Annotated in this window: 13 protein-coding genes; 9 read left to right on the forward strand and 4 right to left on the reverse strand. The window is 43.7% G+C overall.

Translation table 11 applies throughout. The features are described 5' to 3' along the window. The first annotated feature begins 68 nt into the window (after positions 1 to 68). Both ruvB and queG read left to right on the forward strand, forming a co-directional pair. Positions 69 to 1106: a Holliday junction branch migration DNA helicase RuvB gene (ruvB, locus tag F0145_RS02470; protein WP_146894385.1), complete on the forward strand. Its 1038-nt coding sequence runs from the start codon at positions 69 to 71 to the stop codon at positions 1104 to 1106. 136 nt (positions 1107 to 1242) lie between these two features. Continuing rightward, a complete protein-coding gene (gene queG, locus F0145_RS02475) occupies positions 1243 to 2181 on the forward strand; it encodes a tRNA epoxyqueuosine(34) reductase QueG (RefSeq protein WP_150086511.1) in 939 nt (312 codons plus the stop codon). Here queG and F0145_RS02480 read toward each other — a convergent pair. From F0145_RS02480 to F0145_RS02490, 3 genes are all read right to left on the reverse strand, one after another. Beyond that, positions 2178 to 2369: a hypothetical protein gene (locus F0145_RS02480; RefSeq protein WP_150086513.1), complete on the reverse strand. Its 192-nt coding sequence runs from the start codon at positions 2367 to 2369 to the stop codon at positions 2178 to 2180. The two genes, queG and F0145_RS02480, sit on opposite strands and share 4 nt — an antisense overlap. Positions 2370 to 2599: 230 nt before the next feature. Then, the gene (locus tag F0145_RS02485; RefSeq protein WP_150086515.1) at positions 2600 to 3427 is read right to left on the reverse strand and encodes a ferritin-like domain-containing protein; all 828 of its coding nucleotides are present in this window, start codon (positions 3425 to 3427) and stop codon (positions 2600 to 2602) included. A gap of 18 nt (positions 3428 to 3445) precedes the next feature. Beyond that, positions 3446 to 4180 (reverse strand): ferritin-like domain-containing protein, encoded by a 735-nt coding sequence (locus F0145_RS02490; RefSeq protein ID WP_150086517.1) that lies wholly within the window; start codon positions 4178 to 4180, stop codon positions 3446 to 3448. Positions 4181 to 4578: 398 nt separating this feature from the next. Between F0145_RS02490 and F0145_RS02495 the strand changes: the two genes are divergently transcribed. From F0145_RS02495 to F0145_RS02505, 3 genes are all read left to right on the forward strand, one after another. Further along, positions 4579 to 6027, forward strand: a complete 1449-nt coding sequence (locus F0145_RS02495; protein ID WP_223815774.1) for a BatD family protein — start codon at positions 4579 to 4581, stop codon at positions 6025 to 6027. Further along, entirely contained in the window at positions 6028 to 7104 is a 1077-nt protein-coding gene (aroC, locus tag F0145_RS02500) for a chorismate synthase (protein ID WP_150086521.1), read from the forward strand. It abuts the gene before it with no gap. Positions 7105 to 7215: 111 nt separating this feature from the next. Further along, a complete protein-coding gene (locus F0145_RS02505; protein WP_190277450.1) occupies positions 7216 to 8193 on the forward strand; it encodes a YitT family protein in 978 nt (325 codons plus the stop codon). 239 nt (positions 8194 to 8432) lie between these two features. On the opposite strand, the gene F0145_RS02510 is transcribed toward F0145_RS02505, so the two are convergent. Further along, a complete protein-coding gene (locus F0145_RS02510) occupies positions 8433 to 9776 on the reverse strand; it encodes a sodium:proton antiporter (protein WP_223815775.1) in 1344 nt (447 codons plus the stop codon). A 248-nt stretch (positions 9777 to 10024) separates the two neighbouring features. On the opposite strand from F0145_RS02510, the gene F0145_RS02515 reads away from it, so the two are divergent. From F0145_RS02515 to F0145_RS02530, 4 genes are all read left to right on the forward strand, one after another. After that, positions 10025 to 10648, forward strand: coding sequence for a NifU family protein (locus F0145_RS02515; protein WP_150086525.1), 624 nt, complete (start codon positions 10025 to 10027; stop codon positions 10646 to 10648). Positions 10649 to 10889: 241 nt separating this feature from the next. Continuing rightward, complete coding sequence (locus F0145_RS02520) at positions 10890 to 11258, forward strand: hypothetical protein (RefSeq protein WP_150086527.1); 369 nt, start codon at positions 10890 to 10892, stop codon at positions 11256 to 11258. 212 nt (positions 11259 to 11470) lie between these two features. Continuing rightward, positions 11471 to 13045 (forward strand): amino acid permease, encoded by a 1575-nt coding sequence (locus tag F0145_RS02525; protein WP_150086529.1) that lies wholly within the window; start codon positions 11471 to 11473, stop codon positions 13043 to 13045. A gap of 95 nt (positions 13046 to 13140) precedes the next feature. Beyond that, positions 13141 to 14676 carry an aldehyde dehydrogenase family protein gene (locus F0145_RS02530; protein ID WP_150086531.1) on the forward strand — a complete coding sequence of 512 codons (1536 nt, stop codon included), beginning with the start codon at positions 13141 to 13143 and terminating at the stop codon, positions 14674 to 14676. Positions 14677 to 15378 lie beyond the last annotated feature (702 nt).

Raw genomic sequence — 15378 nt, forward strand, 5'->3', positions numbered from 1 at the left:
GACCGTTTTATTAGCCGAAAGTGTTAACTTTATAAGCTCAAAATTTATTTACTTGCATTTATTTAATTATGCGTGAAGAATATCTAACCGGTTCTGACGAACAAATGTCGCCGGCCGAAAAGGAAATTGACAAGGCGCTTCGGCCTTTAAGTTTCCGCGATTTTACCGGCCAGGACAAGATTGTTGAGAACCTCAAAATATTTGTGGCCGCCGCCCGCCGCCGGGGCGAGGCACTGGACCATGTGCTGCTGCACGGCCCCCCGGGCTTGGGTAAAACAACGCTGTCGCATATTATTGCTTCGGAGCTAGATGCCAATATTAAAATGACTTCGGGCCCGGTACTGGATAAGCCCAGCGATTTAGCCGGTTTGCTTACCAACCTGGAGCAGAACGATGTATTGTTTATCGACGAGATTCACCGGCTGAACCCCATTGTGGAAGAATATTTGTACTCGGCCATGGAAGACTATAAAATCGATATTATGCTCGATTCCGGTCCGAATGCCCGTACCGTACAAATTAGCCTGAACCCGTTTACCTTAATTGGCGCTACTACCCGTTCGGGTTTGTTAACTTCGCCGTTGCGGGCCCGTTTTGGTATTAACTCCCGCTTAGAATACTACGATTCGGAACTGCTTACCACTATTGTAAAACGGTCAGCTGATATTTTAGGATCGCCTATTCACGAAGATGCTGCCTACGAGATTGCCCGCCGGAGCCGCGGAACGCCCCGTATTGCGAATAATTTGCTGCGCCGGACCCGCGATTTTGCCCAGATAAAAGGCAATGGCACCATTACCGTAGATATTGCCCAGTTTGCCTTGAATGCCCTGGATGTAGACCACAATGGTTTAGACGAAATGGACAACCGCATTCTGAATACCATTATCGATAAGTTTAAAGGTGGTCCGGTTGGTTTGAGTACCATTGCTACAGCTTGCGGCGAAGAAGCCGAAACCATCGAAGAGGTGTACGAGCCATTTCTGATTCAGGAAGGTTACCTGAAGCGTACCGCCCGCGGTCGCGAAGCTACCGAATTAGCCTACGTACATTTAGGTAAAATTCCGCCGCAAAAAATTGGTACGTTGTTCGATACTTCCGGCTAAACCGCTATTTAATTAAGTTTTTAAATCTGCTGAATACCCGAAACGCCATGTGCTTAGTGCATGGCGTTTTTTCGTTTGCCACAAGGATTTATTTTCCGGTACTTTTGTTACAAAGCTAATCAGGCGTAAATATATTTTGTCAGTAAAACAGCAATTTACCAATCTTATTAAGCAAAAAGCCACCGAACTGGGCTTTATGTACTGCGGTATTTCCAAAGCGGATTTTCTGGAAGAAGAAGCACCGCGCCTGGAAAACTGGCTGAACAAGCAAATGCACGGCCAGATGCACTACATGGAAAACCACTTCGATAAACGCCTGGACCCGCGCTTGCTGATGCCCGGTGCCAAATCGGTGGTGTCGCTGCTGTTGAATTACTACCCCCCCGAAACGTTACCCGCCGATACTTTACAAATTTCCAAATACGCTTACGGTCAGGATTACCATTTTGTAATAAAAGACAAACTAAAATCGCTGCTAACTTATATCCGGGAAAATATTGGCGAGGTAGATGGCCGGGCTTTTGTCGATTCGGCGCCGGTACTGGATAAGGCCTGGGCAAAAAAAAGCGGTCTGGGCTGGATTGGTAAAAACAGCAATTTAATTACACCCCAGGTCGGCAGCTTTTACTTTATTGCCGAACTAATTATTGATTTGGAACTGGCGTACGATGGCCCAATAAAAGATTATTGCGGTACCTGCACCAAATGCCTGGATGCTTGCCCTACGGGTGCCATTACCGAGCCCTACGTGGTAGACGGCAGCAAATGCATTTCGTATTTTACCATTGAGCTGAAAGATAAAATTCCGGATGAAGTAGGAGGTAAATTTGGTAACTGGGTGTTTGGGTGCGATATCTGCCAGGATGTTTGCCCCTGGAACCGTTTTGCTAAACCGCACCAGGAACCGGCATTTACGTTAGAACCGGCTTTACAACATTTAGCTAAAAACGATTGGCGGGAACTGACCGAAGAAGTGTTTCGGCAGGTGTTTCGTAAATCGGCCGTTAAACGAACGGGGTTTAACGGCCTTTTACGTAATATTAAATTTGTAGAGGAACAAAAGGAAAATAATTAGATAGCAGCTTTCGCAAATACCCGCTTAATAATACGGCGGTAAATTCCCGAAAATTTTTCATAACACCAGGTTCTTAGTAGTACTAGTTCCTGTTTAGCCAGCATTTTCAGGCCTTTGCGGAGCTCTTTCTCAAATAAACGGACATCAAAACTAACTTTAACAAGAATGGTTTTTACATACTCCAGCATTTTTTATACTCCTTAATTTTAAAAGGTGAACTGATATAGTATACGAAAATTTGAGCCGTCAGTTAGTAATTGTAAAAATTACAAATATCCTTTTCGAAAGGGAGCTTAAGTTACATATTTTCTAAATAAATTAAAAGGGTAAGGGCTAATTAGTTTCTTATTTCTTCCTGAAAAAATAAAGGCCTGTTTATACAGGCCTTTATTCTAGGAAAATATACTTGGGAAAAATATTACCGTAAAAATGGCGTTACAATAGCGGTTACCTGGGCGGTATCCAAAGGTTCATCAAAAGCTTCGGAAGCCGCATTAGCTGAAACACTACCCGTGGCAATATTTACGCCGGCCTGGGTTGTAATTTCTTCGCCATCATAAATAGGTTGTACCAGAGCCGGTAAGCCGCCGCGGTCTTTTAAAGTAATCCAGGGTTTCTGGTTAGCCGGGCTGCTGGCCAAATCGCGGCGCATGCGGCGGATGTGGGCTGCATGGCGCGCTTCAATAGAATGTATTTGTAAGGCTGCTTCCAGTACCGCGTTGTTGCTAATCAGGAATTGCGCCTGACCTTTGTACGCCCGCACGCCAGTATCTTCAAAAGCCTGGGCTACGGCCAGCATGGTGCCGTAATCGGTAAAAGTATTGGGTAAATTGCCTTTAGCCGAAAAATCGAAACTGTTGGCTGTATAATTGGTGGGCGTACCGCTGGCGCCGGTTATGGCCGACCGTAAAAAAGCTACGTGGGCTACTTCGTGGTCTCTTATGGTTTCGAAAGCCATTTTGGCGGGTGCCGCCGGAAATAAACTGGTAGCAGCCGCTTGTTTGTAAAATTCAGCTTCCAGGTTTTCGAGTAACAGGGCAAATTGCAACACCTCCATTACGCTGCGGGTGGCAGTTTGGCCGTAAGCTTTGTTTAGCATAGAACCAAAAGCCAATGGTACGGCCGCTACTGCTAATTTTTTGCCAAAACCACCAAAGTGTTTAAACACGGCGCGGCGCGAATCTAACCGACCGTAAACTTCCGGATCTGCCTTTTCAATTTCGGTTAATAAATTAAATATATTCATGATTAATTTCCTCCTGGCTTAAGTGGTTGGCAGATTACTGAAATTGATTTTTTCTTTGATAAAGGGCTGGGCCGCCGCGAGTACATCTCTAGGCATTAAAGCCCGGTCCATGCCCATATTGTTTATTTCGGGGCCGCTGGCAAAGGTGCCGTTCGAAATAATATCCCGGATTTCGGCCGCGTGGCGCGCTTCTACCGAAACAATTTTGCCGGCCAGGGTTAAAAAGGTGGCACTGGTAAGTAATTTGCCGGCTCCGTTATAAGCAGCTACTCCTAAATCTTCGAAAGTTTTGGCAGTAGCCAGTACCGCATTGCGGTCGTTAAAATTTACCGCCGAAAAATCTGGTGTTAAGCCCGGAATAATATCGTTGGGAGCAGCACTGGTAATGGCGGCTTTAAAAAACTCCCGGTGTGCCACTTCATGATCCCGGATATCGGTTAAAATCATTCTTTCCATGGCATTGGAAAACGTAGTGTTAAAGGCCGTAGCAGCAACCACCTGGGTATAAAAAGCCGCTTCCAGTTGCTCCAGGGCATAAGCATAATTTAATATTCCTACATCGCCGGAACCCAGGTTTACCCCATCGCCGGGCATGTTATTCATGTCATCGTCATTGTCGCAGCCCATTATAAAGAGCGTTGAAAGAGCCGCACCAACCCCGGCATATTTCAGAAACGACCGCCGCTGAATAGGACTGGTAACCTTTTTAGTTAATCCGGCCTGGGTTTCCTGCGGATTTGTATTTTTTGCCATAGTTTTAATATTTGAAGTGAAACAATCATCTTTGTTCCGGATTACAGCAATCGCCGCCGGCTGACGATTACCTTTTAAAATCCGGAAAGATGACGAGACCTACGGAGTGGATGGCAAAACTGGATTTAATAAAAACGCCGTAAATAGAAATATTTTTGTATTTGGGCTTTTGGGTTGATATAACTAAATGATAATTAATTGGTTGTGGTATGGGGCTTTGGTAAATTTCTGATGAACTTTGCCGGGTTAACTTAATGCTCCTGAAAAAGCATAATACCTTTTGTAACAAACCGTTAATATTTTATTCTGATTTATCTGTATTGATTAAAAACTGGTAGCATGCAGGCTTTAAATTTATTTTTAATAGTAGGTAATATGCTGGGGAAGGCTTGGCTGCTTTGATTAATGATTGCTTAAAGAAAATTGTTTTTTTATCTCTGTTCCTGTTGTGCCTGGTTTGCAGCAGCCAGGTAACTTATGCCCAGGAAGTAATAATTGTTTTGGGCCCGAATAAAATTCCGATTAATGAATATTTTACTATTTCGGTAACCTTACGCAACCAACCGCTGCAAAATTTGGGCGATTTTCCGGAGATAGAAGGCTTCAAAAAAAGTACCCGCACCAATACTACGTCGCGTATTGGGTTGGGCAACAAAACTATTATTGAGCAAACCATTACGCAGAATTATGCGGCCCTGGACGAAGGAAAATTTACTTTAAAGCCTTTTGGCATATTGGTAAATGGTAAACGAATTGCATCTAAAGGCACGCTTATTACTATTTTGCCCATGGCAGCGGAACCAACAGAAACCACAACGCCCCCGGTAAAAGAAGAACCCATAGAAATTGGTCCGCCCGAAAGTAAACCTTTAGCAAGCCAATCTTTTTTTTCGCTGGAAACCGATAAAGATGAAATTTATGTAGGAGAGGGCTTATTTGTGCGGTTGGCTTTTTACTTGCATGAGGCGGAACAAGGCCTGTTAGATTTTTACGACTTTGGCCAGCAATATCCGGAATTCTTAAAAAAATTAAGACAAAAAAATGCCTGGGAAGAAGCTTTTGAACCGGTAACCGAAATTAAACCCGATACCATTATTATCCGGGGAAAAACCTTTCTGAAATTTAACCTTTTCCGGAAACTGCTTTATCCGCTTAGTGCCAACCCTTTAATATTTCCGGAAGTACCGCTAACCATGAATCAGCAACCGGAACCCCTAACCTTTGCTGCGCCGGCTGCACCTATTAATTTAATAACGTTTACCTCGCGGCCCAAAACGGTAACGGTAAAACCTTTGCCGCCCCATCCGCTAAGCAATGTGGTACCAGTGGGCCAGTATAAATTAAAAGAAAGTTTAACTAAATTAACTTACCGCACCGGCCAGAGCTTTTCGTACGCGTTTGCAATAGAAGGCGAAGGCAATCTGGGCGCTATTCTGCCGCCGGTTCCGCCGGCTTTTAGTGGCCTGGAAATATATCCGCCCGAAACCAAGCTTATCCGCAATAAAATTAGTGGGGCGCAGCAAGGAACAAAGCGTTTCCGGTACAACTTACTGGCCCGGCAACCCGGCCAATATTATTTGGGCAACCTGTTCCGGTTTATTTATTTTAATCCGGTAACCAGCCGCTACGATACTTTGCGGTCTGAATTAGTAGTTAAAGTAAGTGGCACCGAAAACCAGCAAGCAGCCTTTCACCCCGAAGAGTCAGACCCTTTTTATAAACTTATCCGGGAAGAGGAAAATAATCTTATTAGTTTAAATCAGTTTAACGAGATAAAGTTGTATACGAATGTGGTCATTTTGTTCTTACTTTGTGTCTCGTTGTTTTTGTTCTTTAAAAAAAGATAAATGAGTAATTCATACGGTAAACTTTTTAGAATAACCACTTTCGGAGAGTCGCACGGTTTGTCGGTGGGGGTAGTGGTAGATGGTTGCCCGGCTGGGCTGGAAATAACGGCCGAAGAAATTCAGCGGGAACTGGAACGCCGGCGGCCCGGACAGTCTAATATTACTACGCAGCGCAAAGAAGAAGACGAAATTATTATTCTTTCGGGCTTATACGAAAATAAAACCACCGGCACCCCAATTGCCATGATGGTTAACAATAAAAACCAGGCTGGTAAAGATTATTCGCACTTAGAGCACGCTTTCCGGCCTTCGCACGCCGATTATACTTATACCACCAAGTACGGCTTGCGCGACCACCGGGGCGGCGGCCGTAGTTCCGCCCGCGAAACGTTGGCCCGGGTAGCAGCTGGTGCCATTGCGAATAAATATTTAAAACAGCAAAATATTCAGATTGCTTCTTACGTGTCGGCGGTGGGTCCCATAAAGCTAAAAGAAGGTTACGAAGCGTTAGATTTAAACCTGATCGACAGCAATAAAATCCGTTGTCCGGAGCCGACTACTGCCGAGGCCATGATTAAACTGGTGGAAGAAACCCGCAAAAATCGTGATACGGTAGGTGGTGTTATTACCTGCGTTATAAAAGGTGTGCCGGTAGGTTTAGGTGAACCCGCTTTCGATAAATTGCACGCCGAATTGGGTAAAGCCATGCTGAGCATTAACGCGGTAAAAGGTTTTGAGTACGGTAGCGGTTTTGAAGGTACCAAAATGTTTGGCTCCGAACACAACGACGAGTTTTACACCGATGAAAACGGCAAAATCAGAACCCGCACCAACCACTCGGGCGGTATTCAGGGCGGTATTTCTAACGGCGAAGATATTTATTTTAAAGTAGCCTTTAAGCCAGTAGCCACCATTCTGCAACCCCAAACCAGCATTAACGATGCCGGTGAAACCATTACTTTAGAAGGCAAAGGCCGCCATGATCCTTGTGTTTTGCCCCGCGCTGTACCCATTGTAGATGCCATGGCTGCCCTGGTACTCATCGATTTTTTAATGCGGCAGAAGGCTATTCAATAAGTAACTTTTTTAACCAAACAAGCATCTTTTACTAACCCATTAGGTAAACAAAATTAAGCTTTTAGGCGCAGGCGGGTATGCCTGCGCCAAGGCTATTTTCAGGAATATTTTATGAACCCGCCCTTTCAGCAGTTTGTCGTTAACAGGTTTCGGCAACGGAAAAAACAAGATGATTTTCCGGCTATAAGCAAGTACGGACAGGCAAAAGAATTTCTGCGCCTGAAGGTTACGGTTTGGCACCTGGTTAAAGATATCCTGTTTATTTCTATTGGCATTATTTCGGCGGGTTTTGGCCTGAAAAGCTTTTTACTGCCCAATTCCTTTATTGACGGCGGTGTAACGGGTATTTCGCTTTTAACCAACCACCTGACGGCTTATTCTTTGCCGCTGCTGATTATAATATTTAATATTCCTTTCCTGATTTTAGGATTTACCCAAATAGGGAAAGGTTTTGCGGTTAAAAGTATCCTGGCTATTTGTGGTTTGGCTTTGGCCCTCTTAACCATTACCTATCCGGTTATTACCTCCGATAAATTATTGGTGGCAACGTTTGGTGGTTTTTTTCTGGGAGCTGGTATTGGCTTATCGGTAAGGGGCGGAGCTGTACTGGATGGCACCGAAATATTGGCCATTACGCTCAGCCGCAAAACCGGCCTTACTATCGGCGATATTATCTTAATATTTAATGTGGGTATATTTTCGGTGGCCGCTTATTTGCTTTCCATCGAAGTAGCTTTATATTCCATTCTCACGTATCTGGCGGCCTCCAAAACCATCGATTTTATTATTGAAGGGGTAGAAGAATATACCGGCGTTACTATTATTTCGGCGCACAGCAACGAAATAAGGCTTATGCTAACCGAGCAAATGGGCCGGGGCGTAACCATTTATAATGGCAAACGCGGCTACGGCAAACAAAGCGAACAATTAGGTTCCGTTGATATTGTTTTTACCGTTATTACCCGCCTCGAAATTGCCCGCCTGCAAACCGAAGTAGAGAAGATTGACCGGAACGCCTTTATTGTGATGAACAGCATTAAAGATACCAAAGGCGGCATGATTAAGAAGCGGCCTTTAAAAGGAAAGTAAACAGTTGTCAGTTATCAGTTACCAGTTATCAGTAAACAGTTGTCAGTTAACAGTTATCAATTAGCAGTTATCAGTAATCAATTAACAGTTCTCAAAAAAAGGTAAGTTAGGCTAAGTAGCAGTGAGCGTTGCTACTTTTCTTATAACCAAAAAAGTTAAAATTCTATTTTTAGCTTTTTACTAACTACTGTTTACTGATAATTGATTACTGATAACTGTTTACTGCTAACTGTTAACTGTCACCGCACTACTACCAGCCAAATTAAAAACAGAACGGGTAACAGAAACGGGATTGAATAAGATAGAATATATTTAAAGAAAGAAGGCATTTTAATACCGGCACTTTCGGCAATGGCTTTAACCATAAAATTGGGCCCGTTGCCAATATAAGAAAAGGCACCAAAGAATACCGAACCTAGCGAAATGGCTTCCAGCAAATGATAGGTTTCGGGTGAGCCGGTTAAGCCCGTCGCAAAATTATGCACATCCTGCACGTTGCTGTAACTCAGGTTGTATTTAGCCATGCTCAGCGATAGAAAATTGGCGTAGGTAGGCGCATTATCTAAAAAGCCAGATAAGGAGCCGGCGGCCCAGTAAACCGTATCGGGGTTGAGCAAACTGCTGAAAGCCGGCGAAGCGGCCAAACGGGAAGCCATTTGTAAAGCCGGCATCATGGTAAAGAATATACCGAAAAATAAGAATACTACTTCCAGAATAGGCCCGAAAGAAAAGTGGTTACCGTTAAGCGCGGTTTTGCTCGAATACCGGTAGCAGAAGAAAGCAGCCGTTAGCTGAATTATTTCCCGGATAAAAGAAAATTTCATGTCGCCGACCGTGATGGCGGGTAGCCCCGGCACTACGTTAGGGTCCAGGAAAATAGCGCCAATAATTATGGCTAGCCACACCAAGTTGCGCTTGCCGGTAAAGTAAAACTCAATGCGCTGATCTATTTTTTGTTTTACTTCGGATTTAGGCGCGTAATCTTCGGCCCGGTTTTTCCAATCGAAATAATAAAAAATGGCGCATAAGCTGGTTACGCCAATAAACCAGGGCAATACTAAGTGCTGCAAGGTCCAGAAAAAAGGAACGCCTTTTAAGAAACCAATAAACAAGGGCGGGTCGCCGAGCGGCGTAAGTAAACCGCCGGCATTGCTAACAATAAATATAAAAAAGATGATCTGGTAAGGTTTTATCCGGTGAATATTTAGCCGTATAAAAGGCCGGATAAGCAAAAGCGAAGCCCCGGTAGTACCAATAATATTGGCCAGACAAGCTCCGGAAAATAGCACAATAATATTTATTAACGGTGTAGCCCGGGCATTAGCGTTTATATAAATACCACCGGCCGCAATATATAAGGAACTCAGCAATACGGCAAAAGAAGTATAATCGGCCAGGGTTTCGGCGGGCATGTGGTGGTCGTGGAGCACCAGTAAATAATAGCCCAGCACTAGCAAACCCAGCGTAACAGCTACATAGCGGTAATTATGTTCCCAAAAATGCGGAAATAATACCGGACCGGAAGCAATCATGCCTAATAACAGCAGGAATGGAATAATCAGGAACCCAGGCAAGGCCGGCATTGTTTCAGTAAGGAGAAGGAAAAGAGGAACCATGCAAATTAAATCTGTACTTAAACTTTAAAGGCGGTAAAGTTACGTGTTCTGGTTTAATATACTACCGTAATAAAAAGCAAAGAATGTAAGAATTGCCCTGACGCAATGGCAGGTTGTTTACAGAAAATGCGTATCTTATACGGTATTTTGATTTTATGTTTAACTTTGGATCAATAATAGCAGTTATTATATTTACCTGTTAACCTCAGAATATTATGATAGAAAATAAAGAAAAATCGGTTTCGGTATACGCCGAGGCCAATCCTAACCCGGAGTCGATGAAATTTGTGCTAAGCACAACCCTGGCTCCCGATAGCGTTAGTGTAGATTACCCAAACCTGGAAAGTGCTTCCAACTCGCCGCTGGCCCAGGAATTATTTAATTTTGATTATGTATCGCGGGTATTTATTGCCAGCAACTTTGTAACGGTTACCAAAAACACCGATATTCAGTGGGTGCAATTAATTCCGGAACTGCGTAATTTTATTAAATCTTACGTAGAAGCGGGCGGACCAATATTTTTACAGGACCCAGCCGCCGAACAGGTGCAAGCCAATAACAATGCTACCGCCGAGTTAACCGGTGAAGATGCTGTTATTTCGCAAAAAGTAATTGATTTACTGGAAAATTATGTACGCCCGGCCGTAGAGCAAGATGGTGGTAATATTACTTTTAAATCGTATAACCAGGGAGTAGTTACTGTGAATCTGCAAGGTTCGTGCAGCGGCTGTCCATCGGCTACTATTACCTTAAAATCAGGTATCGAAAATTTATTAAAGCGGATGGTACCCGAAGTAACCGAAGTTGTTGCCGAAGGCGTAACCGATTTTGGTTATTAATTTACCAAAAGAATTCTGTTAAGGAATATTTATAAAAGCAAAAGCCCGGTTCAATTGAGCCGGGCTTTTGCTTTTTACAAGCTTTTACCTACCGCTTTAAACACGCCTTAATTATTACGTTGCATTGTTGCCGGATAAATGCGCTCTCCATTATTAGCGAGAGATAAATGCCGCTAGATTTTTTCTGAATATTTTAAGCGCCAATAAAGTCAATTCGGGTTATCTGTTATCTTTGCTACGCATGCAAATTAAGCGTAAAATATCGGTTAGGACTCGGGTGACATTATCTGGCTTAGTCTTGTTTTATTTGCTCGCAACTGCTTTAAGGTTTTACACGCCATTCAAACCAATTAATTCCCCTGAGGTCAGTTCAAAATGGGTTGCAGCGCGTGGGTTGCCGGCAAAACAGCCTTTGCTTTTGCAGGAAGCTGCTATCGCAAACACTATTATTTTCGGAATTAATTCGGTAAATGAAACTTGGGGGCTGCCGGCAATATTTTCTGCTAAAATATTGCCGTTTATTTCCAGGCCAATATTCTTGCATAAAGTTAATTTCTTTTTAGCCAGCCGGTTGCTATTTCGGGCGCGGGAATTACCTAATGGCCCCTAATTTTTCCTGACAGATGTTACAGCCAGGTACGCTATCTGTTTTAATTTTAAGCTTTAACTAAGCAAAATTCAGGAAATAATTCTTTTTCTTTTAATTCAGATGCAATCCCGCTTTATTTGTTATTGGCTGCAATATTTTAGTCATAATTAATCTTAAAAAGCTCTTAATTTAACTTGTTTCTACTATCAAATTAACATTTACAACACACACGAATGGCTTCTAAACTATTTGCCAGAAAATCGATTACAAAACTAATACAGGAAGCCGAAGGGGGCATGACCGACGGCCACGGTGGGCATACCCTTAAACGCACCTTATCGGCAACTAACCTGGTTATGCTGGGAATTGGGGCCATTATTGGTACCGGCATTTTTGTGCTAACTGGCAGTGCCGCGGCCCAGTTTGCTGGTCCGGGCTTGGTGCTTTCCTTTATTATTGCGGGTATTGGTTGCGCCTTTGCCGGCTTATGCTACGCCGAATTTGCTTCTATGATTCCGATTGCCGGTTCGGCTTATACTTACGGCTATGCTACGCTGGGCGAGCTGGTGGCCTGGATTATTGGCTGGGATTTAATTCTGGAATATATGTTTGGTGCCGCTACCGTGGCTGTAGGCTGGAGTGGTTACGTGGTAAGTTTTCTGCGCGATTTAGGTATTAATATTCCGCCCATGTGGTGGAATGCGCCCGGTATAGAATTAGTGCAGGACCCTAAATCGCAGGCCTGGTTGCAGGTTTCGGATCAGCTTGCCCAAACGTACAGCAGCCAGGGCCTGGATATTGCTACTTTGCCCCATGCTACCGGCGTTTTTAACCTGGTGGCCGCCGGCGCTATCCTGGTTATAACGGTTATTTTAATAATTGGAATTCAGGAATCGGCTAAGTTTAACAACTTTATTGTTTTCATTAAATTATTTGTAGTGCTGGCCTTTATTTTGGCGGGTGGCTATTTTATTTTCCGGAACCCAGGTTTGGCTGCCGATAACTGGACACCATTTGTGCCGGAAAATACCGGCGAATTTGGCCATTACGGCTGGAGCGGTATCTTAAGGGCCGCCGGGGTTATTTTCTTTGCTTACATTGGTTTTGATGCGGTAAGTACAGCCGCCCAGGAAGCTAAAAATCCGCAGCGCGATATGCCCATTGGTATTTTGGGTTCGCTGGTACTTTGCACCGTTTTGTATATTCTGGTGTCGGGCATTTTAACCGGTTTGGTAGATTACCGCAAACTAAACGTGGCGGAACCTATTGCCCTGGGCATTGAAGCAACCGGCTATAATATTTTAAGCGATTTAATTAAAATTGGCGCTATTGCGGGCTTAAGTTCGGTTATGCTGGTTATGTTATTAGGGCAGCCGCGTATTTTCTTCTCTATGTCGCGCGACGGCTTAATTCCACCGTTTTTTGGTAAAGTGCATCCCCGTTTTAAAACGCCTTATATCAGTTCTATTTTAATTGGCGTTGTGTGTGCCATTACGGCGGGCGCGTTGCCCATTGCCCAATTAGGCGAAATGACTTCTATTGGTACCTTGCTGGCTTTTGTAATTGTGTGCGGTGGTGTGTGGTACATGCGGGTACACGAACCAGACCGGCCCCGACCTTTCCGGACACCTTTGGTGCCTTTGGTGCCAATTTTAGGTATTGTGGTTTGTCTGGCTATGATGGCCGGTTTAAATATTCATACCTGGTACCGGTTACTGGGCTGGTTGGCCATTGGTTTGGTAGTTTACTTCGTGTACAGCCGGCACCATAGTAAGTTAAACAAGAAAGAAGATACCAAAGTCCTTTAGGCATCCATCACAAAACAATTATCTGGGCGGGTTTAACTTAACTGTTAACCTGCTTCTGAATATTTTGCTTAAGCATTAAACTAAAATGAATTATAATGGCGAAAGTTATTTTACCCGAAGCCGAATGGCAGGTTTTGCTGAACAAAGCTAAAAGTGTTACGCCCGAAATATTTGACAACGAAGGTCGGGTTTTAAATTTAATTGCCGGCGAATGGAAAAATCATGGCCGGGGAAAACCTTATTTTTCGAGTATTGATGGTACCGAGTTAGGTAAATTACCCATGCTTAGCCTGCACGAGGGCTACCAGGCCGTAAAAGCGGCTGCCGCCGAGTACGATGCCTGGCAAAAAGTAAGTTTAGATAACCGCAAAGATAAAGTAAAAGCCTGTCTGGATTTATTAAGGGAAAACAGCCAGTTACTGGCTTACCTGCTAACCTGGGAAATTGGCAAGCCCTTTCACCAATCTATGGTAAGCGTAGACCGCTGCATTACCGGGGTAGAGTGGTATTTAGAAAATATTGATGAAATGCTGAACGGCCGCAAACCTTTGGGCTTAATCAGCAATATTGCTTCCTGGAATTACCCCATGAGCGTATTGATGCACGCCATGCTGGTACAAGCCTTAGCGGGTAATTCGGTTATTGCTAAAACACCAACCGATGGCGGATTGTTTTCTTTGTCGGTGGCGTGTGCTTTGGCCCGGCGCTCCGGTATTCCGGTTTCGTTAATCAGTGGTTCGGGTGGAGAACTCAGCGATGCCCTGATTCATTGCCAGGAAGTAGCGGCGCTTTCTTACGTAGGTGGTAAAAGCCACGGCCGCGGTATAGCTTTAAGTTTATTAGATACCCACAAACGGCACATGCTGGAAATGGAAGGCGTTAACGCCTACGGTATCTGGGATTATGATAACTGGCAGGATTTAGCCGGACAAATTAAAAAAGGATTTGAGTACGGTAAGCAACGTTGTACCGCTTATGTGCGTTGGGTGGTGCAGCGCGAATTATTTCCGAAATTTCTGGATACGTACATCCCGGTTATGAAATCGTTGAAAGTAGGTAACCCCTTGCTGGTAGAAGAAGGCCAAACCGAGTTGCCGAAACTGGATATTGGCCCATTAATTAATACCGCTAAAGTAGAGGAACTCCGTGGTTATTACGGCGATGCCTTGAGTAAAGGCGCTATTGGGTTATACAAAGGTGAACTCGACGAAAACATGTTTACGCCCAACCAGGATATTTCGGCGTATTTTGCCCCAGCCACCTTGCTTAATGTTTCCAGGGGCAGCCACCTGTACTATAATGAACCTTTCGGACCTTTAGATACTATTCAGGTAGTAGACAGTGTAGACGAAATGATTGCCGAAATGAATGTTTCTAACGGTAACCTGGTGTCTTCGATTGCTACCGATAACAAAGTAGTAGCCGATCGGATGGCTTCGGAGTTGCGCTCGTTTAAAGTAGGTATAAATAAAGTAAGAAGCCGGGGCGATAAAGAAGAAACTTTTGGCGGCTTAGGCCAAAGCTGGAAAGGCTGCTTTGTAGGAGGTAAATATTTGGTTTATGCCGTTACCCAAGGTCCTGCGCATGAAAAATTACCAGGCAATTTCCCGGATTATACATTACTGCCTTAATATTTATCAGGTAAAAATTTAAATAATTGGCAGGCAAGAAATTTAATTCTTGCCTGCCTTTTTTCTTTAAAATAAAGGAAATTTACCGGCATAGCTGGCTAAAGTAACAGACCGAAGGGTTTATCCCTTTTTATTTTTTAGGTAAAAAAATTATCTTTGTTGTAATAATGCCTGATGCCTAAAAAAACTACAATAACTATATTTGGACTCTCCCGACACCTTGCCTTAGTTGTAGTTATTCTTTGTACGCTTTTATTTTCTTTAAACAAGGCGTGGGCCTTTTCGGCACAAACTCCTGGTTGCGCCACTGCTGCTAACTGCTTTAAAAAGCCGGCTGTTCCTGGTAAAGCAAAAGGTGTAAAAGGTAAAACTACGTTTGCAAAAGTTCTTCAAAAACGAATAGCCTTAGAAGGTATCATTCCTTCTATTCACATAACTTTTCAGCACCAAATAACTGCCTGGCAGGAATTTAATTTACTCTACTTTTTTGTTCCGCAAAAGCAGCTGATTTCGGGTTATTTAGCCCGGTCGCCCGGTTTAAGTTTTATTTTCCGTATTTTTCCAGTCAGCATTCAGCCGAACGCTCCTTAGTATGCGCGCCTTCTATTTATTTAAATATTCTGCCTAACCTTATCTGTCAGTATTAGTACTTTTGGCAGGTAGCTGTTTAGGGATTATCAGGGGTAAATTTTATAAAAATAT

It is taken from the genome of Adhaeribacter rhizoryzae, assembly GCF_008629685.1.
Taxonomy (GTDB): Bacteria; Bacteroidota; Bacteroidia; order Cytophagales; family Hymenobacteraceae; genus Adhaeribacter; species Adhaeribacter rhizoryzae.